The organism is Castellaniella sp., assembly GCF_049650445.1.
GTDB lineage: Bacteria > Pseudomonadota > Gammaproteobacteria > Burkholderiales > Burkholderiaceae_B > Castellaniella.
The window spans coordinates 1-21,564 of the sequence record NZ_JBASAD010000035.1; the positions used below are offsets into that span (position 1 = coordinate 1).

The following is a 21,564-nucleotide window of genomic DNA, read 5'->3' on the forward strand; positions in this document are numbered from 1 at the left end:
CCGCAGCGGGGGTGGCCGTGCCCCGGGCAGCCGCCCGGCCCGCGAAGGCGGTGCGCCCCAGGCCCCGCGCCGGGATGCTCGTCCGGCCTCGTCCGGCCGTTCCGCGTTGCTCCGTAAAGCCGATTGACCATGAGCCTGAACGAAGAAGTCGCCCGCCGACGCACTTTTGCCATCATTTCCCACCCCGACGCCGGGAAGACGACCCTGACCGAAAAGCTGTTGCTGTTCGCAGGCGCCATCCAGATCGCCGGCAGCGTCAAGGCGCGCAAGGCCAGCCGTCATGCGGCGTCTGACTGGATGGAGATCGAAAAGCAGCGTGGCATCTCGGTGGCTTCCTCGGTCATGCAGATGGAATACCGCGATTGCGTCATCAATCTGCTGGACACCCCGGGCCACCAGGACTTCTCGGAAGATACCTACCGGGTGCTGACGGCGGTGGACGCCGCGCTGATGGTGATCGACGCCGGTAACGGCGTCGAGCCCCAGACCATCCGCCTGCTGCAGGTCTGCCGCGCCCGCAACACGCCCATCATCACCTTCATCAACAAGCTCGACCGCGAAGTACGCGAGCCGCTGGAACTGCTCTCCGAGATCGAGGGCCACCTGGGCATGGACGCGATCCCGTTCTCCTGGCCGGTGGGCATGGGCCGCCAGTTCGGCGGGGTGTTCGACCTGCGCCACGATCGGATGCGGGTCTTCCGCCCGGGCGCGGAGCGCCACCGGGACGACGACGAGGCCATCGACGGACGGGACAATCCGGAGCTGGCGGCGCGATTCGGTGACGCCTACGCCAAGGCCAGCGAGGAAATCGAGCTGATCACGGGCGCGGTACCGGAGTTTGACCATGCGGCCTTCCTGGAAGGCCGCCAGACGCCCGTGTTCTTCGGTTCTGCGATCAACAATTTCGGCGTGCGCGAAGTGCTGGACGCCCTGGTGGAACTGGCGCCCGCGCCTGGCCCGCGCGCCGCGCTGGAACGCAGCGTGCTGCCGACCGAGCCCAAGTTCACCGGTGTCGTGTTCAAGGTCCAGGCCAATATGGACCCGGCGCACCGCGACCGGGTGGCTTTCGTGCGTGTCAGTTCCGGCAAGTTCGATCGCGGCATGCGCCTGAAGGTTGCCCGCAACAACAAGGAAATCCGACCGAACAACGTCGTGTCCTTCCTGTCGCAGCGGCGCGAGATCGTCGAGGAAGCCTACGCCGGGGACATCATCGGCATCCCCAATCACGGCATCCTGCAACTGGGCGACGTGCTGACCGAAGGCGAATCCCTGACGTTCACGGGCCTGCCGTTCTTTGCGCCGGAACTGTTCCAGGCGGTCGAGGTCAAGGATCCCCTGCGGACCAAACAACTGCGCACCGGCCTGACGCAACTGGGCGAAGAGGGCGCCATCCAGGTGTTCCGCCCCGAGGCCGCAGGTGGTGCGCTGCTGCTGGGAGCCGTGGGCCAACTGCAGTTCGAGGTGGTCGCCCATCGTCTGAAGACCGAATACGGTGTGGACGCCCGCCTGATGCCCGCGCGCTACAACATGGCGCGCTGGATCACCAGCAAGGATCCCAAGGCCCTGAAGAAATTCATGGACGCCAACGCCGCCAACATCGCCTATGACGTGGTGGATGCGGTCGCTTTCCTGGCCAGTTCTCCCGCCCAGTTGCGGGTCGCCCAGGAACGCTACCCCGACATCGAATTCCATGCCATGCGCGAACATGCCGGGCGGGTGTTTGCCTAGGATGAACCCGGACATCGGGCAGTCCCTGCGGACTGCCCGATGTCCGGCGAATCCGAGCGGCATGCAGGCCGCGAGGTGGAGAGATGCCGCTACCAGAGATGACTCGGCGGCGTGGCTTCATCCGCTACCGACACAAGCCGTATCCAGCCATCGCCGAGGCATCCTATACAATGCAGAATCCGCATTGATCGACGAGGCGATCCGTCCATGTCCTGGCGTCTGATTTTCGCTTTTCTGCTGCTGGCCGCAGGCGCATCCGCCTGGGGTGGCCTGCAGTTGGGCGATTGGCTGATCTCGCACGGGCCGGCACAGACCCAGATGCCGGCGCCGCACCCCGAACTGGATCAGAGCGCCGTGCTGGACGCCAATGGCAAGCCTTACGTCGCTTCTGCTCCGCAAGTGCTGCCGGACGGCCGCCAGGGAGTGCCGGAACAGGCTCCACCCGTGGATTGGAAGGTCCAGCAGGACTCCCTGCTGGATGACGGCCGGCCGATCGCTCTGGCGACGACCACGATCTCGATGGACGAGGCCATCGCACTCGCGTCTCAGAATCAGTTGGGCGACGGGCTGCAGGGCATTGCCCAGTTCGGTGCCCTGGGGAGCAGCCAGATCGTGCAGCCCATCGATGTCACGACACCGCCGTCTCCGGCGGCAACCCAGACTGCCGCAGCCAGTGGCCATTGGCAGGCCGACTTCCAGCAGGAACTCAAGGCCTGTGAAGCGCTGGGGTTCTTCTCGCGGCCTTCGTGCGCGTGGGCGGCTCGCAACAAATATTGCGAACCCAACGGCGCCTGGGGCAAGGTCGCCGACTGCCCCGCGAAGAAATCCAGTTTCTGATTCGGCGCCTGGACTCGCCATGCTGCGTTCCAAATCCTCGCGATAGTCTGACTATCGCTGCGGTTTGCGCCTTGCCTGACAAGCCCATGCATCCGAATGATGACGTCACATCTGCGATTGCAGGTAGTTTTGCAGCCCAAGCTGTTCGACCAGACCGATCTGCGTTTCCAGCCAGTCGATGTGTTCCTCGGTGTCGTTCAGGATCGTCAGGAACAGGTCGCGCGAGGCAAAATCCTGCACCGATTCGCAGTAGGCCATGGCTTCTTTCACCGTGGCCTGGGCGGCGGTTTCCAGCTTCAGGTCGCAGGCCAGGATCTCGGGCACGTTTTCGCCGATCAGCAGCTTGTGCAGATCCTGCAGGTTTGGCAGTCCGTCGAGCATGAAGATGCGTTCGATCAGCAGATCGGCATGCTTCATTTCACCGATGGATTCCTTGTATTCGTGTTCACCCAGTGCTTCGAAGCCCCAGTGACGCAGCATGCGTGCGTGCAGAAAATACTGGTTGATGGCCGAAAGTTCGTTTTTCAGCTGCTGGTTCAGGTAGCGGATGACGGTTTTGTCGCCCTTCATGGCCTGTGCCTCCTTGGTGCGCGGTCCGGCCAGAATCGGACAGACCTGAACGACAAGGCTAGCACGACCCGCGCGCCTCGGAAACAGGGGCGGGCAAAGGGCGCAACGCCGATCAGGCGACGTGGCGGATGGCGGTGCGCGACAGAACGGTGACTTCGACCTCGCCGGTCAGCCCGCCCGGGGCGGCGCCGACGTCAGCCGCATAGCGGCCGCCGGGCAGATATTCCGTCGCGGTCTCGGCGCAGCAGCCGCAGCAGGTCGCCACGCCCAGTTGGGCCTGGAGATCGCCCAGGTCCGACGCGCCTTGCGCGATGGCGTCCTGGACCTGATGTTCGCTGATTGCGTTGCATACACAAATATACATGAGAATGATTATCATCTTTTATCATGGGAATGGCAAGCGGTTTCAGCGAGGTGTTCGAATGGCCACACTTTGCCGCGCGGTGCGGGCGTTTGGGCCTGTGTGACGAGGCGGCGTCAGCGCCCCTGGCACGGCCGCAGCAGCGTCACGTCGCCATCCGTCGGCATGACGGCCCGCAGGGGTTCGCAGCGTCCGTCCACGCACCAGTCGTAGTCGGCCACATAGGGCGAGCGTGTCAGCCGCAGTTCGTCCAGCGGTCGGGTATGCGGCTGGTAGACGTACCAGCCGTCGCGGCGCAGCACGGCGTCCGGCGGCGGCTCCATGCCCGCGCCCGAGCCCCGGATGCGCGCCTGCCCGGGGACCAGGCGCGGGCGGCCGTCCGGGTCGGCCTGGACGGTGTAGTCCTCTTCCCAGCGGATCTTTTCGATCGAATGGGTCCAGGCCAGGGTGAAGGCCCGGACCGGGACGAAGCGCGGCGGCACGCCGGGTGCCGCCGCCAGGGTCAGGCAGACCCCCAGCGCGCCCAGCATCATCAGGCCGGTGTCGTCGCGGCGGCCGCGCGCGCACGGCGTGCGCGCACCACGTGCCAGACCAGGAACAGCGCCGTGGCCACGAAGCCGACCTCGTCGGTCAGCGGAAGCGCCGCCACCAGCAGGATGGCTGCCGCGATGGCGTAGAGCCGCTCCAGCCTGTTGAAGGTGGTCAGCAGGAAGCCGGTGACGCCGGCCGCCCACAGCGTGATGGCGATCAGGGCCTTGAAGACGATGTAGACCACGTCCAGCGCGTCGCCGCCCTGCAGCATCAGGGCCGGCGAATAGACGGCCATGTAGGGGATGACGAAGCCCGCCACGGCCACGCGCAGCGCCTGGATGCTGATCTTCAGGCCGTTCTCCCGGGCGATGGGGGCGGCGGCGAAGGCCGCCAGCGCCACCGGCGGGGTCAGGTCGGCCATGATGCCGAAATAGAACACGAACATGTGCGAGACGATCAGCGGCACACCCAGCTTCAGCAGGATGGGCGCGGCCAGCGAACTGGTGATGATGTAGTTCGGGATCGTCGGGATGCCCATGCCCAGCACCAGGCAGGTGATCATGGTCAGGAACAGCGCCAGGAACAGATTGTTCTCGCCGATGGCGATGACCTGGCCGCCGAACTCGGCCGCCACGCCGGTCAGGTTGATGATGCCGATGATGACCCCCACCAGCGCGCAGGCCGCCGCGACCGACAGGGCGTTGCGCGCGCCCTCGGCCAGGGAATTCAAGGCCAGCCGCAGGGTGTCGCGCCCGTGTTTGCGCATCAGCAGCACCAGGCCCAGCACGGCGACGATGACGAAGAAGTCCGTGACGCCGAACTGGACGAAGCCCGCGCAGGCGATACCCAGCAGCAGCCAGAAGACGTAGCGCAGCACGGGCTGCGAGGCGCCCTGGATGACGGCGGCGCCGAAGATCAGGATCACCGTCAGCCCCAGGCCGATGGTGCCGGAGAACAGCGGCGTGTAGCCGGAGAACAGCAGCGCCACCAGGCCGATCAGGGGCAGCAGCAGGTACCAGCGTGCACGCACGGCCTTCCAGGGATCGGGACAGTCTTTCTTGTCCAGGCCGTGCAGACCGCGGCGGCCGGCTTCCAGGTGGACGGAGATGAAGGCGGTAGTGAAGTACAGGATGGCCGGGATGAGGGCGGCCTTGACGACTTCCACGTAGGGGATGTTCAGCGTTTCGGCCATGATGAAGGCCACCGCCCCCATCACCGGCGGCATGATCTGCCCGCCCATGCTGGATGTGGCCTCGACCCCGCCGGCGAAGGCGGAGGAATAACCGAAGCGCTTCATCAGCGGGATGGTGAACTGGCCGGTGGTGACGACGTTGGCCACGCCCGAGCCGTTGATGGTGCCCATCAGGCCGGAACTGACCACGGAGACTTTGGCCGGGCCGCCGCGCGTGTGGCCGACCATGCCCATGGAAAAGTCGCTGAACAACTGGATCATGCCCGCCTGTTCCAGGAAGGCGCCGAACAGGATGAACAGGTAGATGTAGGTGGACGACACGTAGGTCGGTGTGCCGTAGATGCCCTCGACCCCGAAGCCCAGGGTGCTGACGATCTGGTCAAAGCCGTAGCCCCGGTGCATGAAGGGGCCGGGAATGTACTGGCCGAACAGGCCGTAGGCCAGGAACAGGCCGCAGATGATGGGTAGCGCCCAGCCCATCATGCGGCGGGTGGCCTCGAACACCAGCACCACGGTCAGGATGCCCACGACCATGTCGGCGTCGGTCATCTGGCCGGCGCGCGCCGTCAGATCGGATTCGAAGATCCAATGGTAGAAACTGAGGGCGAAGCCCAGGATGCCCAGCCCCCAGCCCAGGGCGCGATGGATGCGGCCGCCGCTGGAATACAGGGAAAAGACCATCAGCAGCACGAAGCCCACGTGGACCGATCGGACCACCTGGCTGGACAAGGGGCTGTAGGCTGCGGTCCAGACCTGGAAGCAGGAAAAGACGATGGCAATCCAGAAAATGGCGCGCGGCAGGGGTTGGGCCGCGGTGTCGTGAGGGGAGCTCATAAGCAGAAACCTGAGAACTGAAAAGGCGGTTCAGACACAGGTCCGAACCGCCCGGAGGGCATGGGGCGCGAGGGCCCCGAAGGACGCGCCCGGCAGTGGGGCGGCGTCCGTACGGAGCTGATCATTATTTGATCAGGCCGACTTCTTTGTAGTAGCGCTCGGCGCCCGGGTGCAGGGGCACCGGCATGCCCTTCAGGGCGTTGTCGAGCTGGATGGCCTTGGCGGCATTGTGCGCGGATTTCAGGGTGTCGAGCTGTTCGTAGAAGACCTTGGTCATCTGGTAGACCAGATCGTCGGGCACCGTCGACGCGGTCACCAGGAAGTTCGGCACCGCCGCCGTGGGCGTGTCGGCCGTCTGGCCCTCGTAGGTGCCGGCGGGGATGGTGGCCGCCTGGTAGGCTTCGTTGCCGATCTTGGCGATGACGTCGGCCGGGATGGGCACGATCACGATCTTGACCGAGGTCGCCAGGTCGCGGATGGAGGACACGCCCAGGCCGGCGGACTGCAGGGTCACGTCCAGTTGGCGGTTCTTCATCAGCTCGACCGATTCGCCGAAGGGCAGGTATTCGACCTTGTCGAAGTCCGCATAGGTCAGGCCGGCGGCCTTGAGGACGGCGCGGGCGTTCAGTTCCGTGCCGGAACGGGCGGCGCCCACGGAGATGCGCTTGCCCTTGAGGTCGGCCAGGGTCTTGATGCCGGCATCGCCGTTGGCGACGATCTGGATGTAGTTGTTGTAAGTGCCCGTCATGCCGCGCAGATTGGTCAGCGGGGCCTTGAAGCCCGCTTCGGCGTTGCCGGTGTAGGCGTCGGCCACGGTGTCGGCCAGCGCGAAGGCCAGTTCGCCGCGTCCGGCCTGCAGCAGGTTCATGTTCTCGGCCGAGGCCTTGGTGACCTGGGCGGTGGATTTGGCGTCGGGGATGTGCTTGTTGTAGATCTGGGACAGCGCCACGCCCAGCGGGTAGTAGACGCCGCTTTGGCCACCAGTCAGGATGTTGATGAACTTGGTGTCCGCTTGCGCGGGGGCGGCGGCGATGGCGGTGGTGACCGCGACCGCGCACGCGGCCAGCCATTTGTTGATGGACATGGTTGGGTTCCTCTTCTGTTGCGATGGAAATGACAACCTGCATGGTACCAAGGGTCGCCCGTCGCACCACTCCGTAATCACCCTAGAAAAAACAGGGGATTGCTATACTGCCCTGGATCAGGCCCGTCCCGGACGCGGCCGCCGCCCGTCCCATGAAACTGCCTTCCGCGTCCCGTATCGATCTGCTGGAACCCGCCGTGATGCTGGCGACGGTGCTGCAATGGCTGATCCTGGCTTCCCTGACCGGGCTGGTGGTCGGTGCCGGCACCAGCCTGTTCCTGCATGCGCTGTTCTTCGCGACCGGCCGCACCCAGTCCGTGCCGCTCTGGACCTACTGGCTCCTGCTGCCCCTGGCGGGCCTGGCAAACGGCCTGCTGATGGGTTATGCGCGCCGCCGCCTGGAGGCGTCGGGTTTGAAGGATTCCATTTTCGCCGCCGTGCACGAGCAGGGCGGCCGCATGCCCTGGCGCACCCTGTGGATCAAGCCGGTGGCGGCCGTCATCACGCTGGCCAGCGGCGGCTCGGCCGGCAAGGAAGGCCCTTGCTCGCATCTGGGGGCGTCCCTGGGCGCCGTGATCGGTCAGGTGTTCCGCCTGAACGCCGATCTGCGCCAGCGCATCGTGGCCTGCGGGGTCAGCGCCGGCTTCGCCAGCGTGTTCGGCACACCCATCGCCGGCGCCCTCTACGGGGTGGAAATGCTGATCATCGGCCGTATCCGGCACGATTTCCTGTTTCCCGCGCTGATCGCGGGGGTGACTTCGTACCAGGTCAGCAAGGCGCTGGGGATTCCCTACGAGCATTACGCCGTCGACGTGCTGCCGGTGTTTTCCGAGTCGTTGTTCCTGCGCACCATCCTGGTCGGCATGCTGTGCGGGCTGGTGGCGCGCGTGTTCGTGGACCTGATCTACGCCGTGCGCAATGCCTGCCATCGGCTGCAGGCCCGTTGGGCCATCTGGCCGCCGCTGATGCCGCTGATGGGGGGCCTGGTGTTGGCGCTGCTGGTTTCCTTTGCCATTCCCGCAGACTATCTGGGCCTGAGCCTGCCGCTCATGGACCGGGCGCTGGCGGGCGAGGCCATGCCCTACGCCGGTTTCTTGTGGAAGACGATCCTGGTGGCGGTGACGCTGGGCTCGGGGTTCTACGGCGGCATCGTCACGCCGCAGTTCGTCATCGGCGCCGTGGCGGGCAACGCCTTCGCGCACCTGTTCGGCATCAGTCCTACGCTCGGCGCCGCCGTGGGATTGGTCTCGGTGGTGGCCGCCGCGTCGAACACGCCGCTGGCCGCCATCCTGATGGGGGTTGAACTGTTCGGCGGCGCGGTCGGCACCCTGTACGCGGCCGGTTCGGCCATCGCCGCCTACCTGATCATCGGCCATCGCAGCGTCTATCCGGACCAGCGCCTGGGATACGCCAAGTCATCCTGGATGCGGGTACGGCCCGACATCCCGGTCGGCCAGGAAAAGACGCGCCTGTCCTACGGCCTGCTCAAGGGCTGGCGCCAGGTGCGGACGCGAGGCTGGCGGGCCTGGCTGGGTGCCGGGCGGCCCGCCGACGGAGGAGACCGGAACGATGCCCAATCCTGAACTGATGCTGGCCGGGATCGGCCTGACCGCCATGGGGGCCCAGTGGCTGGCCTGGCGCCTGCGGGTGCCGGCGATTCTGTTTCTGCTGCTGGCGGGCATTGCCGTGGGGCCGTTGGCCGGCTGGCTGGACCCGGACGCCCTGTTCGGCGATCTGCTGTTTCCCCTCGTGTCCCTGTCGGTGGCGGTGATCCTGTTCGAAGGCAGCCTGACGCTGGAATTCCACCAGACGCGCGGGCTGGAGCGGGTGGTGCGGCGGCTGGTGACGGGCGGCACGCTGATCGCCTGGGCCGTGGCGGCCGTGGCGGTGCATGTCTTCCTGGATTTCCCCTGGGACCTGGCTGTCCTGTTCGGCGCCATCACGGCCGTCACCGGGCCGACCGTCATCGCGCCGCTGCTCAAGACCGTGCGCCCCGTGGCGCCCGTGGCCCATGCCTTGCGCTGGGAAGGCATCCTCATCGATCCGATCGGCGCCCTGCTAGCGGTCGTGTCCTACGACCTGATGGTGGCCCTGCGCATGACCCACGAATGGAGTCATGCCCTATGGGTCTTTGGCGCCACGTTGGCCGTGGGCTTGTGCGTCGGGGTGGCCGCCGGCTGGTTGTTGGGCACGCTGCTGCGGCGCGGCTGGGTGCCGGACTCCCTGATCAATCTGTCGGTGCTGGCGCTGGTGTTCGGCGCTTTCGCCTTGTCCAATGCGCTGGAGCACGAATCCGGCCTGCTGGCCGTGACCGTCATGGGCATCTGGCTGGCGAACCGGCCGGGCGTGCCGGTGCGCGACATCCTGGAGTTCAAGGAAACGCTCAGCCAGATCCTGCTGTCGGCGCTGTTCATTCTGCTGGCGGCGCGCGTGGCGCCCAGCCAGTTGTTCGACCTGGGCTGGCCCGCGCTGGCGGTGCTGGTGGTGATGCTGTGGGTCGGGCGGCCGCTGAAGGTGCTGTTTTCCACCTGGGGATCGGGGCTGAACTGGCGCGAACGCAGCCTGCTGGCCTGGATCGCGCCGCGCGGCATCGTGGCGGCGGCGGTGTCCGCCCTGTTCGCCCTGCGGTTGGAGAAGATGGACGTGCCCCACGCCGACCGGCTGTTGCCGATGACGTTCCTGCTGATCATCGGCACGGTGATCTGGCAGAGCCTGACCGCGCGGCCCGTGGCCCGCCTGCTGAAAGCCGCCGAACCGGACCGGGTGGGGTTTCTGATCGCGGGCGCCAATCCCGTGGCCCGGGCCATCGGCCAGGCGCTGCACGAGCAGGGCGTGCCGGTGCGCCTGTGCGACAGCGACTGGTACAGCCTGTCGCTGGCCCGCATGATGGGCCTGCCCACGTATCACGGCAACCCGGTTTCCGAGCATGCCCAGCGCAACCTCGACACGACCGGCCTGGGCCGCCTGCTGGCCCTGGGCGCGCGCGATGATGCCAACCAGGTGATCACGGCGCGCGCCCGCGACGAGTTCGGCAAGCGCAAGGTCTTCAGCCTGCCCCGGTCGCGGGACGCCGGTCAGGCCGAAAAGCATCTGCTGGACGCGGCCTATCGCGGGCGCACCTTGTTCGCCCCGGATCTGGGCTACTGGAACCTGTCCGCCCGGCTGGCAGCCGGCGCCCGGATCAAGGCCACGCGCCTGTCGGACAGCTTCGATTTCGCGCAGTTCCTGGCCGCCCGCCCGGACCATGCCGTGATTCCGCTCTTTGCGCTGAATCCCAAGGGCTACGCGCAGCCGTTCACGCTGGATCAGGAACTGCAGCCCGCCGCGGGCTGGATCATCATCGGTTTGCATGAGGATGAGACGGACGAGGTCGCGCCATCGGCCGTGTCCTCGCCTGTGCCGGGGGGATCATGACGGCCGGTCCGGCCCGTTCGTCGCGGGGCGAGGTCGCCGGCCGCCGCGTGTTTTTTGCCCTGTGGCCGGATGAAGCGACCGTTCAGGCCTTGTCCGGCTGGGCGCAGCGCGCCCACGCGGCGTTCGGCGGACGCGTCATGCGGCCCGACACGCTGCACCTGACCCTGGCCTTTCTGGGTACGGTGCCCCACGACAGGGTGGCGGAACTGGCGGCCCTGCTGGACGAGGACTCCCTGATCGGCGGGACTCTGCGCCTGGACCGCTACGGGCGCTTTCGCGGCCCGCGGATCGTCTGGGCCGGCTCGTCGGCGACGGCGCCCTGGCTGGACGCACTGCATGGATGGCTGTGGCGGACGTTGGCGCGCCGGGGGTTCGAGCGGCCGGATGAGCCTTTCCGCCCGCACGTGTCCTTGTTGCGGCGGGCGGGGCCGGGCGATCCGGATGCGCTGCCGATACCCGAGCCCCTGGACTGGACGCCGCGCCGCTGCGTGCTGGCGGCTTCGGCGCCGAGCCCGGATGGGTCTTTTTATGAGATTCTGGCCGAATGCGCGCTGGCGCCGGGGGGCGGCGCCGGCGGATCGTAGTCCAACGGCGGTCCGCCCTGCGCGAGCCTGCCCCGTGGGCGCAAAGGGAGTTGCCGCCCTCCAGGACCGGCGCGCGCGGGCGGAACCGGACCCTACTTCTGCGGCCGCGGCGTGGCGGCCGTGCTCGGCGGCAGGGTGGGGTAGACGACCTGAGGCTGTTCACCGGTCAGGGTGTGCAGGAATCGGGTGATGGCTTTGACCTCGTCGCCGTTCAGTTCCTGGCCCAGTTGACTGGACCCCATGATGGCCACGGCCTGCTCCAGCGACCAGACGTCGCCGCTGTGGAAGTAGGGGGCGGTCAGGGCGATGTTGCGCAGCGGCCCGGCGCGGAACACGTATTCGTCGCTGGCAGTGTTGGTCACGGTGAAGCGGCCCTTGTCGTCCGGCGGCAGAATGTCCGCGCCGGGTTTTTGCACCACCCCGAAGGGGAAGTAACCCTGTCCGCCGACGTTGATGCCCTGGTGGCAGGATACGCAGCCCTTGCTCATGAACAGGTCCAGGCCCTTGATCTCGAGCTCGTCCAGGCTGTCGGCTCCCGCCAGAAACTGGTCGAACTTCGAGTTGGGGGTCAACAGCGTGCTCTCGAAGGCTTCGATGGCGTGGGCCATGTTCTCGAAATTGACCGGTTCCTTGTCCTTCGGATAGGCCTTCTGGAACAGGGCGACGTATTCCGGCAGGCTCTTGAGCGTTTCCTCGACCTGGGACGGGGTGTTGTTCATCTCGACGCTGGCCTGCACGGGGCCCTTGGCCTGTTCCTTCAGGTCGGCGGCGCGGCCATCCCAGAACTGGGCACCGTTGAACAGCGCGTTGAGCACGGTCGGCGAGTTGCGCGGCCCGTGCTGCCAGCCGTGGCCGATCGAGGTCTGGATGTTGTCCGCCCCGCCCGTGCCGACGCTGTGACAGGAGTTGCAACTGATGATGTGGCTGCGCGACAGGCGCGGTTCGAAGAACAGCCAGCGGCCCAGCTCGATGCTGTCAGCGGAAATATTGCGTTCCTGGATCACGGCTTCGGCCGTGGGGATGGGCTGGAAGAATTGTTTCGCGGTCTGGCGCACCGTGTCGGCGGCAGGCGCACCGGCGGCCAGGGCGGCGGGCCCGGCCAGGGCGAGGCCGGCCGCCAGGAGGAGGGAGGCGTGCTGCTTCATGAGGTTCCCCTTGTGGAGTGATTATTTCCACAATGAAAACATGGTTATTGCCTGCCCGTATTGATGGGGGTCAAGGATCGTCCGGACCGGTCAGCTTCCGACGGTGCCGCCGTCCTTTTTCCAGATCACGACGGTTGCGGGACGCGGCCGCGTCGCCCGGGGGCCGTCCGGCCAGTTCGAGACCGAAAGCGGTTCCGCCTGGGCCTTGTCCAGGTCCGGCCCCTCGCCCGGATGCTGGATGTTGACGAACACGAAGCGCTGGTCCGGCGTCCAGGTGATGCCGGTGACTTCGCAGCCCTTCGGGCCTGTCAGGAACCGGCGCAGTTCGCCTGATACCGGGTCGGCGACCAGCATCTGGTTGTTGCCCTGGCCTTCGTAGTCGCCGCCGTTCTTGTAGTTGCCGTCCGTCAGGATCCACAGTCGGCCCTGGGCGTCGAAGCCCAGGCCGTCGGGGCTGTTGAAGGTGTTCTCGGCGGAGATGTTGGCCGAGCCCCGGCGCGGATCACCGTCGGTGTAGCGGGTCGGGTTGCCGGCCAGGGCGAAGATGTCCCACTCGAATGCGGTGCCGCGCGGGTCCTGCCCCGCTTCGCGCCAGCGCACGATGTGGCCGTAGATGTTCTTGTCGCGCGGGTTGGCCGCGTCGGCGTCGGGATGCTGCGGTCCGTCCGGCCAGCGCGCCTTGCCGCTGCCGCGATCGCTGTTGTTGGTCAGGGTGGCGTAGGCTTCGCCGGTGCGCGGATGTACGGCGATCCATTCCGGCCGATCCATGGGCGTGGCGCCCACGGCGTCGGCGGCCTGCCGCGTTTTGATCAGCAGCTCGCCCATGCTTTCGTTGAAATGTTCGCCCAGGCGCCGACCGTCCGTGGCTGGTGTGTCCAGCGTCAGCGGGATCCAGGTGCCCTTGCCGTCATCCCCGAAACGGGCCACATGCAGAGTGCCGCGTTCCAGCAGCGTCCGGTTGCTGTCCGCGCCGGGGCGGTACGCGTCCTCCGAGACGAACTTGTAGATGTATTCGCTGCGCTGGTCATCGCCCATATAGACCACCACATGGCCGTCGTCGGCGAGTCTCAGCGCGGCGTTCTCGTGCTTGAAGCGGCCCAGGGCGGTCAGCTTGCGGGGCGCGGCGGAGGGATCGAAAGGATCAATTTCGACGATCCAGCCGTGGCGGTTGTATTCGTTCGGCTCCTGCGTCCAGTCGAAGCGGGCATCGAGCGCGTCCCAGGCGTATTCGGGATCGGCGGTTTTGCCGCCACCCTTGTAGCGTTGCATGTGCCGGCGATAGGCTTCGTCCGGATAGTCTGCCTGTTCGGCCGGGCGGGTGCCGGTGCCGAAGTAATCGGTGAAGTTCTCTTCACAGGTCAGGTAGGTGTTCCAGGGCGTCCAGCCGTTGCCGCAATTGCCGAAGGTGCCCAGCACTCGCACCCCTTCGGGGTCCGCCTGCGTGCGCAGCAGGGCGTGGCCGGCGGCGGGGCCCGTCAGACGGATGGGCGTGTTGGCATGGACGGAGCGGTTGTAGGGCGAGTCGGCCACCCGCTGCCATTGGCCTTGTGCATCCAGGCGGATGTGGGCGATGGAGACGCCCTGGGCATGCTGTGCCTTGCGGACCCAGTCCAGGGACCAGCCTTCTGCGCCGGGCTGCACACCCTTGGGAAAGAAGTAATGGGGCGTGACATATTCATGGTTGGTGACCAGCAGGCCTTCGGTACTGCTGCCCGGGACACCGTCCTGGCCGTCGAGGGGGAAGAAGTGCAGGCCGTCGTGGTTGTAGCCGACCTGCGCGGCCTGGGCCTCGCCGCCATCGCTGGCGTCGCCCTTGAAGGCCGGCGCGCCTGCCGTCAGCGGATCGCCCCAGCGGTTGAGGACGGCGTGGGCATAGCCCTCGGGCACGGTCACGGTGTCCGCCGTGCTCATGGGAACCGCCTTGAATCCCAGGAGTGCGGTGGTCTGGCCGGTGTCGCCCGCCAGCGCCCGTGCGACCGGCAGCAGCCCGCCCAGAAAGCCTACGGCGCCCAGGCCCAGGCCGCCCTTCAGGAAGCGGCGGCGGCCGTCCAGGCGCGCCAGCACCTGGTCCAGGGATTCCGCCGTTGACGGATTGGCGGGGATGTCGTCGAGATCGAAGGTTTTCATGGTGTTATCGGCTCCGCAGCAGTTCCGGGGTGTGCAGCAGCACGAATTCGTTGTCGTCCTGGCGATTCGGTTCCCGGCTGGACGAGAATGGGAAGTTGTTGTCGTTGCCGACGATGATGTGATCGGCGTCCACGACGTCCACGTTCTCGATGGTGAAGAACGGGAACTGCAGCACGCCGTCCGTCAGGGGCTTGCGGGCCTTGCCATCCGGGTCCTGGATGGCGAGCAGATCCACAGAGGCCAGCTTGCGCACCGCTTTGCCCGCGTTCGCGTCCGAAAATTCGATCTTGTAGACGCGCTTGAAGCGGGGCAGATTCGAGAAGCAGGTTCGCGTGTCGGCGCCTTTTGCGCACGCCTTGTCGGGCGTGCCTTCGCCGTTGTCGCGTTCGATCACCAGGCCGGTCGTGGCGTCGATCATGTTGAAGTCGCCGATGGCGTGGTCCGCACCCTCCAGCGGATAGAGCCACGAACGGCCGGTCCAGCGCTCGTCCGCGACGCTGAATTCCAGGATGCGCAGCACGGTTTTACCGTCCACCTGTTCCCAGGCCTGCGTCTTTTCGTCCCAGAGCGGGCCTTCCAGCAGGGGGTAGAGGAACTTGCCGTCCTTCGACGCCGCCATGCCCTCGAAGCCCTTCGAGCGCTTGAGCGTGACGCCCTGGTAGGTCTGGCCGGGGGTGCCGGGCGTGGCGACGGCGTAGTGGTCGGGCGAGCGGACGGTCCGCCCGTCGACCTGGGTCTCGAACAGGGCCAGCACCTTGCCTGAGCGGTCGGTCTTGACCAGGTAGGGGCCGAATTCGTCGCCGATCCAGAAATGCTCGCCGATCGGCTGAAAGCTCTCGGTGTCCAGATCGGAGCCGGTCAGGTAGCGTTCGGCAGTGTCCTCATGGACGATGCGAAAGGGGATCTTCCGGTCCGGGTCGTGCAGGAACATCGTGTCCAGCGGCGCCAGCGTGCCGGCCTGCCAGTCGACGCGGTAGCGGTTCAGGTACAGCATGGCGTCCATGGAGTTCGCCTTGCTGCCGAAGCCGTTGTCGGTGAGAATCCAGAGGGTGCCGTCGGGCATGACCTTCACGCCTGAATGGCCCTGGCGGACCTGACCTTTGACGGGCAGGGCGAGGCCGGTGTCGCGGTCGGCCGATCGGCCCATGACGGCGCCGGGGGCGTCGACCCGCAGGCTGCTGGTGTACTTGCCGGAGACCGTCAGGTCGGCGGGCGCATCGGCGGGCGGCGCCACGAAACTGGCGGCCGGGAGCACGGCGTGGCCTTGCAGGACGGCGGGCGCCGCCTGCTGGGCCATGACGGCCCAGGGCGCGCAGCCGACGATCATGGCCAGAACGGGGGTACGGAGAAACTGCATGGGATCTTCCTGAAGTCACAAAGGAGGAACCCGCAGTCTAGGGACGGGAGATGACAGGAGTGTGTCCGTCGGCCCGTTCGTGGTCGTGCGTCGTCAGTGGCCAGGCCCGCGCACCGGAGGCCGGATGCCGACCTTGACGTCCAGCGTCAGCGTCCGGCCCTGGCGCAGCAGGGTCAGCCGGGCTGTCGAGTCCGGCGGCAGCGGCGCCAGCCGGTTGAGCAGGTCGTAGGCGTCCTCGACCGGTTGGTCGTTCAGCGCGCGCAGGACGTCGCCCACCCGCACCCCGGCGCGTGCCGCCGGGCCGCCGGGCAGGACGCGGGCGGTGATGGCACCGCGCGTGTCTTTCAGGTGAAAGGCCTGCGCCAGATCGGGCGTGATGTCTTGTGGTTCCAGGCCCAGCCAGCCGCGCCGCACCCGGCCGTGAGCCAGGATTTCGTCCAGGATGCGGTGGGCTGCGGTCGCCGGGATGGCGAAACCGATCCCCAGCGAGCCGCCGGTCTCGGAATAGATCGCCGTATTGATCCCGACCAGTTCGCCCCGGGTGTCGATCAGCGCGCCACCCGAATTGCCCGGGTTGATGGCCGCGTCGGTCTGGATGAAATCCTCGTAGGTGTTCAGCCCCAGGCGGTTGCGTCCCACGGCGGAGACGATGCCCTGGGTCGTGGTCTGGCCCACGCCGAACGGATTGCCGATCGCCAGCACCACGTCGCCCACGTGCACCGCCGGATTGGGGTCGAAGGCGATGGCGGGCAGGTCGGGCAGGTCGATCTTCAGCACCGCCAGATCGCTTTCGGGGTCTGCGCCGATCAGCTTCGCGGTGGCCCGGCGGCCGTCGCGCAGGCGTACTTCGATCGCGTCGGCAGCCTCGATCACGTGGTAGTTGGTCAGGATTGCGCCGTCGGGTCGCGCGATCACGCCCGAACCCAGGCTGGTGGATGCCTCGCGCCGCGTGAACCCCGGCAGACCGCGCAGGAATTGCTCCAGCCGCGGGTCGGCCGGCAGCGGCACCAGCGGCACGTCCACGTGTTTGGAGGTGTAGATGTTGACCACCGACGGTGCGGCCCGCGCCACGGCGGCGGCGTAGCTGACCGGCGCGGCGGCCGGGCCGGCCTGGAGCGCCGCAGGCGCGTTGTCCAGCACGCTTGATATCGGCGCGCCGCCCGGCAGCCACTGGGGCCGCAAGGTCGCCACCAGGAACAGGATGCCCAGGCAGATCGTCACGGTCTGGGCGAAAATCAGCCACAATCGCTTGATGAACATGAATGATCTCGGTTTGTCATGGGCGGTCGCCCACCGCAGGGACGCGGCGAAACGCACATACTAAAGTAAAGGACATCTTCCATGAGTGCCCACGTATCCCGCCAGGCTCTGGCGGACTGGCTGACCGACGTGTTGCAGCCGGAATGCTTTCGTGATTATTGCCCGAACGGCCTGCAGGTCCAGGGGCGCGACGAGATCCGCCGCATCGTCACCGGCGTGACGGCCTCGCAGGCCCTGATCGAGGCCGCCGTCGATCAGGGCGCGCACGCCATCCTGGTCCACCACGGCTGGTTCTGGAAGAACGAGGACCCCTGCATTCGCGGCACCAAGCACCGCCGCCTGGCGGCCTTGATGGCGCGCGAGATCAATCTGTTCGCCTACCATCTGCCCCTGGATGCACACCTGGAATGGGGTAACAACGCCCAGTTGGCGCGCGTCATGGACTGGGTTCCGGACATTCGCCCCGATGGCGCGCCCCGGCGCTGCGGACCGGACGATCTGGTCTGGCTGGGCGCGCCCGCCCGGGACCTGACGGTGGGGGCGCTGGCCGCCGACGTGGCCCGTCGGCTGGGCCGCGAACCCCTGGTGATCGGTGATCCCGAGCGCCCCGTGCGACGGCTGGCCTGGTGTACCGGGGCAGCCCAGGGCATGCTGGACGCGGCCCTGACTGCCGGCGCGGACTGTTACGTCAGCGGGGAAATTTCCGAACCCACCGTGCATCTGGCCCGCGAAACGGGCGCGGCCTACATCAGCGCCGGCCATCATGCGACGGAACGCTACGGGGTCCAGGCGCTGGGCGCGGCCATCGAGGCCCGCTTCGGGGTGCCCTGCACCTTTGTGGATGTCGATAATCCCGTCTAGAGCGTGCGGCCTATTTTTTCAGGGCGTCGCGGATTTCGCGCAGCAGCAGGACGTCTTCGGGGGTTGCGGGAGGGGCTGCGGGTGCCGGTTCGGCTTCGAAGCGGCGCCGGGCGTTGTTCATCAGCTTCACCATCAGGAAGACCACCAGGGCCAACAGCAGGAAGTTGACGAAGATGGTCAGGAAATGCCCCCAGGCGAACACCACCGCGCCCGCCTTGCTCAGTTCGGCCATCGTCATGGCGCCGGCGTAGCCTTCGGGCAGGCGCAGCACCCAGAACAGGTTGTCGAAATTGACGTTGCCCCCGAGGATGAAATTGATGAGCGGCATGAACAGGTCGGCGACGACCGAGTCGATGATCTTGCCAAAAGCGCCGCCGATGATGACCCCGATCGCCAGGTCCATCATGTTGCCCTTGATGGCAAATTCTCGGAATTCTTTGATAAAACCCCTGGCTGCGCTCATTTTGGTATCCCTCTATCCATTTACCCCACTGGGCGTAACGCTATAATACGCGGTTGAAGAACCTTGTGGGACGGCGTTTGCGCAGTCCCGCGCACAGGCAGATCACGTTCAAAATGCTCCGCCCCACGGGCGGCAACCAGGGATAACAGAATGAGTCAGCATCCGACACAGTCCGACGAGCAGGGCGCAGTCGACCCGAACCTGCCCCCCGATCCTTCGCGCCGCTTCTGGGTCGCGTCGGCCTGTACGCTGGGCGGAGTCGCCGGCGTCGCTACGGCCGTGCCTTTCGTCGGTTCGTTTGCGCCTTCCGAAAAGGCCAAGGCAGCCGGTGCGCCGGTCGAGGCCGACATTTCGGGGCTGGCCGAAGGCCAGATGATGACGGTCGAATGGCGGGGCAAGCCGGTCTGGATTCTGCGCCGTTCCAAGGTCACCCTCGAAGACCTGCCCAAGCACGACGCCGAACTCGCCGATCCCCAGTCCGACCGTCCCGGATACACGCCGGAATGGGCCAAGAACGAATACCGTTCGCGCAAGCCCGAATACTTCGTCTGCATCGGCATCTGCACCCATCTGGGCTGCTCGCCGACCTCGCACTTCCAGACCGGAGCCCAGCCTGGACTGCCGACCGACTGGCCCGGTGGCTGGCTGTGCCCCTGCCACGGCTCCACGTTTGACCTCGCTGGCCGGGTGTTCGCCAACAAGCCGGCCCCTGACAATCTCGAAATCCCGCCCTACGCCTTCTCCGCCGATGGTACCCGTATCACCATTGGCGTCGACGAAGACAACAAGGCCTGATGGACGTCCGCGTTCATTCTTTTGCGATATTGAATCTAGGAGCCTTTCATGGCCGATAAAAACGTCGAGACGACCGGGTTGCTGGGCTGGGTGGACAACCGCTTCCCCTTGAGCAAAATGTTCAAGGAGCACATGTCCGAGTACTACGCGCCGAAAAACTTCAACTTCTGGTATTTCTTTGGTTCGCTGGCGCTGATGGTGCTGGTGATCCAGGTCGTCACCGGGATCTTCCTGGTGATGAACTACAAGCCCGATGCGCGTTTCGCCTTCGAGTCCGTCGAATACATCATGCGCGAAGTGCCGGGCGGCTGGTTCATCCGCTACATGCACTCCACCGGCGCCTCGATGTTCTTCGTCGTGGTCTACCTGCACATGCTGCGCGGCCTGTTCTACGGCTCTTACCGCAAGCCGCGCGAACTGGTCTGGATCTTCGGCGTGGGCATCTTCCTGTGTCTGATGGGCGAGGCCTTCTTCGGTTACCTGCTGCCCTGGGGCCAGATGTCCTACTGGGGCGCCCAGGTGATCGTGAACCTGTTCTCGGCCATCCCCTTCATCGGCCCTGAACTGTCCCTGTGGATCCGCGGCGACTACGTCGTGTCCGACGCCACCCTGAACCGCTTCTTCGCCTTCCATGTGATCGCCATCCCGCTGGTGCTGATCGGCCTGGTCGTGGCGCACATCATCGCGCTGCACGAAGTGGGTTCCAACAACCCCGACGGCGTCGAGATCAAGCAGGGTCCGAAGGACAAGAACGGCCACCCCGTGGACGGCATTCCCTTCCATCCCTACTACTCGGTGCACGACATCGTCGGCGTGGCGGGTTTCCTGATCGTGTTTGCCGCGATCATCTTCTTCGGCCCTGAAATGGGCGGCTACTTCCTGGAGTACAACAACTTCATCCCGGCCGACCCGCTGAAGACACCGCCGCACATCGCGCCGGTCTGGTATTTCACGCCGTTCTACACCATGCTGCGCGCCACCACCAGCGACTTCACCTGGGTGCTGGCTGCGGGTGCCCTGCTGGCCGCCGTGGCGCTGTTCGCCAAGGGCAAGCTCTCGGGCATCTGGCGCCTGGCCGTGCCCGGCATCCTGGTCGTGGTCGCCATCCTGCTGAAGGTCCTGGACGCCAAGTTCTGGGGCGTGGTGTCCATGGGCGGTGCCGTCGTCATCCTGTTCTTCCTGCCGTGGCTGGATCATTCCCCGGTCAAGTCGATCCGCTATCGTCCCAACTGGCACAAGGTGCTGTACGGGATCTTCATCGTCGACTTCCTGATCCTGGGTTACCTGGGGACGCAGCCGGTTTCGGACACTGCCACGCTCATCGGCCAGATCGGCACGGTCCTCTATCTGGCGTTCTTCCTGGCGATGCCCGTCTGGAGCCGCTTGGGTACCTTCAAACAGGTTCCCGACCGCGTCACCTTCCGGGCCCACTGAAGGCCGAACCACTGACTGTCACGGAAAGATCATGCTGAAAAAACTGCTCGGTGCCCTGGCCCTGTCCCTGACCTGCACGCTGGCTCTCGCCGCCGAGGGCGGCGCACACCTGGATCGCACCCCCGACCGCATCACCGACCTGGCGGCGCTGCAAAATGGCGCCAAACTGTTCGTCAACTATTGCCTGAACTGTCACAGCGCCAATTCCATGCGCTACAACAAGCTCATGGATCTGGGTCTGTCGGAAGACGAGATCAAGAAAAACCTGCTCTTCTCTCGCGAGAAGATCGGTGACTTGATGACGATCTCCATGACCCCCGCTGACGCGAAGAAATGGTTCGGCGCCGCGCCCCCGGATCTGTCCGTGATCGCGCGCGCCAAGAGCACCAACTTCGGCCCGTCGGGCGTGGACTACATCTACACCTATCTGCGTACCTTCTACCGCGATTCCACCACGAAGACCGGCTGGAACAACGTTGTCTTCCCCAGCGTCGGCATGCCCAACGCGCTTTGGGAACTCGAAGGCCCGCGCAGCTTCACCGACATCGCGGTCCATCAGGTCGCCGATGCCCAGGGTAATCCGCACTGGGAACGCACCACCACGGTCTATGACGCCGACGGCATCCCGACCGTCAAGTCCGAAGCCCTGAAGGACTACACCGGCGAGGCCACGCGCGTGACGCGCTTCGACTCCGCCGACGCCAAGACCTTCAGCAAGTTCGAAAGCGACGTCGCCGACCTCAGCAACTTCCTGGGCTGGATGGCGGAACCTGGCCAGTTGGCACGCAAGCAGATCGGTGTCTGGGTCATGCTGTTCCTGTTCCTGTTCCTGTTTGTCGCCATCCGCATGAATGCGGCATACTGGAAACACGTCCGCTAAGGATCATCGCGCCCCCTGGCGGGGCGCATGACCCTTCGGCCGCGCGGGCCGAGATGCCAGCCAGGCGTTGTCACGCCTGGTTTGTGTTTTCGGGACCGCGCGTGTTC

At 66.2% G+C, this 21,564-nt stretch carries 19 protein-coding genes; 9 read left to right on the plus strand and 10 right to left on the minus strand.

Annotated elements, in window-relative coordinates; translation table 11 throughout:
- The first annotated feature begins 129 nt into the window (after positions 1-129).
- Positions 130-1,728 (plus strand): peptide chain release factor 3, encoded by a 1,599-nt coding sequence (locus WA983_RS11885; protein WP_424249354.1) that lies wholly within the window; start codon positions 130-132, stop codon positions 1,726-1,728.
- Positions 1,729-1,935: 207 nt separating this feature from the next.
- Positions 1,936-2,565, plus strand: coding sequence for a hypothetical protein (locus tag WA983_RS11890; RefSeq protein WP_424249841.1), 630 nt, complete (start codon positions 1,936-1,938; stop codon positions 2,563-2,565).
- A 105-nt stretch (positions 2,566-2,670) separates the two neighbouring features.
- Here the strand turns inward: WA983_RS11890 and bfr are convergent, their stop codons facing one another.
- The 5 genes from bfr to WA983_RS11915 form a co-directional block, all read right to left on the minus strand.
- A complete protein-coding gene (gene bfr, locus WA983_RS11895) occupies positions 2,671-3,135 on the minus strand; it encodes a bacterioferritin (RefSeq protein ID WP_424249843.1) in 465 nt (154 codons plus the stop codon).
- 112 nt (positions 3,136-3,247) lie between these two features.
- Positions 3,248-3,499 (minus strand): (2Fe-2S)-binding protein, encoded by a 252-nt coding sequence (locus WA983_RS11900; RefSeq protein ID WP_424249845.1) that lies wholly within the window; start codon positions 3,497-3,499, stop codon positions 3,248-3,250.
- A 113-nt stretch (positions 3,500-3,612) separates the two neighbouring features.
- Entirely contained in the window at positions 3,613-4,029 is a 417-nt protein-coding gene (locus WA983_RS11905; protein WP_424312087.1) for a DUF1850 domain-containing protein, read from the minus strand.
- Complete coding sequence (locus tag WA983_RS11910) at positions 4,029-6,053, minus strand: TRAP transporter permease (RefSeq protein ID WP_424312088.1); 2,025 nt, start codon at positions 6,051-6,053, stop codon at positions 4,029-4,031. The genes WA983_RS11905 and WA983_RS11910 overlap by 1 nt, the downstream gene beginning before the upstream one ends.
- 124 nt (positions 6,054-6,177) lie before the next feature.
- Complete coding sequence (locus WA983_RS11915) at positions 6,178-7,137, minus strand: TAXI family TRAP transporter solute-binding subunit (protein WP_424312089.1); 960 nt, start codon at positions 7,135-7,137, stop codon at positions 6,178-6,180.
- A 152-nt stretch (positions 7,138-7,289) separates the two neighbouring features.
- On the opposite strand from WA983_RS11915, the gene WA983_RS11920 reads away from it, so the two are divergent.
- From WA983_RS11920 to thpR, 3 genes are read left to right on the plus strand one after another with little or no spacing between them, the layout of a single operon-like run.
- A complete protein-coding gene (locus WA983_RS11920; protein ID WP_424249676.1) occupies positions 7,290-8,720 on the plus strand; it encodes a chloride channel protein in 1,431 nt (476 codons plus the stop codon).
- Positions 8,707-10,551, plus strand: a complete 1,845-nt coding sequence (locus WA983_RS11925; protein ID WP_424249674.1) for a cation:proton antiporter — start codon at positions 8,707-8,709, stop codon at positions 10,549-10,551. The genes WA983_RS11920 and WA983_RS11925 overlap by 14 nt, the downstream gene beginning before the upstream one ends.
- Complete coding sequence (gene thpR, locus WA983_RS11930; RefSeq protein ID WP_424249672.1) at positions 10,548-11,135, plus strand: RNA 2',3'-cyclic phosphodiesterase; 588 nt, start codon at positions 10,548-10,550, stop codon at positions 11,133-11,135. The genes WA983_RS11925 and thpR overlap by 4 nt, the downstream gene beginning before the upstream one ends.
- A 92-nt stretch (positions 11,136-11,227) precedes the next feature.
- Here the strand turns inward: thpR and WA983_RS11935 are convergent, their stop codons facing one another.
- From WA983_RS11935 to WA983_RS11950, 4 genes are all read right to left on the minus strand, one after another.
- The gene (locus WA983_RS11935; RefSeq protein WP_424312090.1) at positions 11,228-12,280 is read right to left on the minus strand and encodes a cytochrome-c peroxidase; all 1,053 of its coding nucleotides are present in this window, start codon (positions 12,278-12,280) and stop codon (positions 11,228-11,230) included.
- A 90-nt stretch (positions 12,281-12,370) separates the two neighbouring features.
- A complete protein-coding gene (locus WA983_RS11940) occupies positions 12,371-14,407 on the minus strand; it encodes a PhoX family protein (protein WP_424312091.1) in 2,037 nt (678 codons plus the stop codon).
- A gap of 4 nt (positions 14,408-14,411) precedes the next feature.
- The gene (locus WA983_RS11945) at positions 14,412-15,764 is read right to left on the minus strand and encodes an esterase-like activity of phytase family protein (protein ID WP_424312092.1); all 1,353 of its coding nucleotides are present in this window, start codon (positions 15,762-15,764) and stop codon (positions 14,412-14,414) included.
- Positions 15,765-15,857: 93 nt separating this feature from the next.
- Positions 15,858-17,018: a S1C family serine protease gene (locus WA983_RS11950; protein ID WP_424312125.1), complete on the minus strand. Its 1,161-nt coding sequence runs from the start codon at positions 17,016-17,018 to the stop codon at positions 15,858-15,860.
- Between the two features lie 87 nt (positions 17,019-17,105).
- Here WA983_RS11950 and WA983_RS11955 point away from each other — a divergent pair, with 87 nt between their 5' ends.
- Complete coding sequence (locus tag WA983_RS11955; protein WP_424248282.1) at positions 17,106-17,885, plus strand: Nif3-like dinuclear metal center hexameric protein; 780 nt, start codon at positions 17,106-17,108, stop codon at positions 17,883-17,885.
- 10 nt (positions 17,886-17,895) lie between these two features.
- Here the strand turns inward: WA983_RS11955 and mscL are convergent, their stop codons facing one another.
- Positions 17,896-18,348 (minus strand): large conductance mechanosensitive channel protein MscL, encoded by a 453-nt coding sequence (gene mscL / locus WA983_RS11960; protein ID WP_424248284.1) that lies wholly within the window; start codon positions 18,346-18,348, stop codon positions 17,896-17,898.
- 150 nt (positions 18,349-18,498) lie between these two features.
- On the opposite strand from mscL, the gene petA reads away from it, so the two are divergent.
- Genes petA through WA983_RS11975 form a run of 3 tightly spaced genes read left to right on the plus strand, consistent with a single transcriptional unit; the run spans position 18,499 to position 21,457 of the window.
- A complete protein-coding gene (gene petA / locus WA983_RS11965) occupies positions 18,499-19,143 on the plus strand; it encodes a ubiquinol-cytochrome c reductase iron-sulfur subunit (protein WP_424248286.1) in 645 nt (214 codons plus the stop codon).
- A gap of 48 nt (positions 19,144-19,191) precedes the next feature.
- A complete protein-coding gene (locus WA983_RS11970) occupies positions 19,192-20,577 on the plus strand; it encodes a cytochrome b (protein ID WP_424248287.1) in 1,386 nt (461 codons plus the stop codon).
- A 31-nt stretch (positions 20,578-20,608) separates the two neighbouring features.
- Positions 20,609-21,457 (plus strand): cytochrome c1, encoded by an 849-nt coding sequence (locus WA983_RS11975; RefSeq protein WP_424248290.1) that lies wholly within the window; start codon positions 20,609-20,611, stop codon positions 21,455-21,457.
- The last annotated feature ends 107 nt before the right edge of the window (positions 21,458-21,564 follow it).

Coding starts and splice junctions, on each gene's coding strand:
- thpR (WP_424249672.1), top strand. CDS start 10,548: ATGACGGCCGGTCCGGCCCGTTCGTCGCGGGGCGAGGTCGCCGGCCGC.
- WA983_RS11920 (WP_424249676.1), top strand. CDS start 7,290: ATGAAACTGCCTTCCGCGTCCCGTATCGATCTGCTGGAACCCGCCGTG.
- WA983_RS11955 (WP_424248282.1), top strand. CDS start 17,106: ATGAGTGCCCACGTATCCCGCCAGGCTCTGGCGGACTGGCTGACCGAC.
- petA (WP_424248286.1), top strand. CDS start 18,499: ATGAGTCAGCATCCGACACAGTCCGACGAGCAGGGCGCAGTCGACCCG.
- WA983_RS11970 (WP_424248287.1), top strand. CDS start 19,192: ATGGCCGATAAAAACGTCGAGACGACCGGGTTGCTGGGCTGGGTGGAC.
- mscL (WP_424248284.1), bottom strand. CDS start 18,348: ATGAGCGCAGCCAGGGGTTTTATCAAAGAATTCCGAGAATTTGCCATC.
- WA983_RS11925 (WP_424249674.1), top strand. CDS start 8,707: ATGCCCAATCCTGAACTGATGCTGGCCGGGATCGGCCTGACCGCCATG.
- WA983_RS11885 (WP_424249354.1), top strand. CDS start 130: ATGAGCCTGAACGAAGAAGTCGCCCGCCGACGCACTTTTGCCATCATT.
- WA983_RS11945 (WP_424312092.1), bottom strand. CDS start 15,764: ATGCAGTTTCTCCGTACCCCCGTTCTGGCCATGATCGTCGGCTGCGCG.
- WA983_RS11890 (WP_424249841.1), top strand. CDS start 1,936: ATGTCCTGGCGTCTGATTTTCGCTTTTCTGCTGCTGGCCGCAGGCGCA.
- WA983_RS11975 (WP_424248290.1), top strand. CDS start 20,609: ATGCTGAAAAAACTGCTCGGTGCCCTGGCCCTGTCCCTGACCTGCACG.
- WA983_RS11910 (WP_424312088.1), bottom strand. CDS start 6,053: ATGAGCTCCCCTCACGACACCGCGGCCCAACCCCTGCCGCGCGCCATT.
- WA983_RS11935 (WP_424312090.1), bottom strand. CDS start 12,280: ATGAAGCAGCACGCCTCCCTCCTCCTGGCGGCCGGCCTCGCCCTGGCC.
- WA983_RS11900 (WP_424249845.1), bottom strand. CDS start 3,499: ATGTATATTTGTGTATGCAACGCAATCAGCGAACATCAGGTCCAGGAC.
- WA983_RS11915 (WP_424312089.1), bottom strand. CDS start 7,137: ATGTCCATCAACAAATGGCTGGCCGCGTGCGCGGTCGCGGTCACCACC.
- bfr (WP_424249843.1), bottom strand. CDS start 3,135: ATGAAGGGCGACAAAACCGTCATCCGCTACCTGAACCAGCAGCTGAAA.
- WA983_RS11905 (WP_424312087.1), bottom strand. CDS start 4,029: ATGATGCTGGGCGCGCTGGGGGTCTGCCTGACCCTGGCGGCGGCACCC.
- WA983_RS11940 (WP_424312091.1), bottom strand. CDS start 14,407: ATGAAAACCTTCGATCTCGACGACATCCCCGCCAATCCGTCAACGGCG.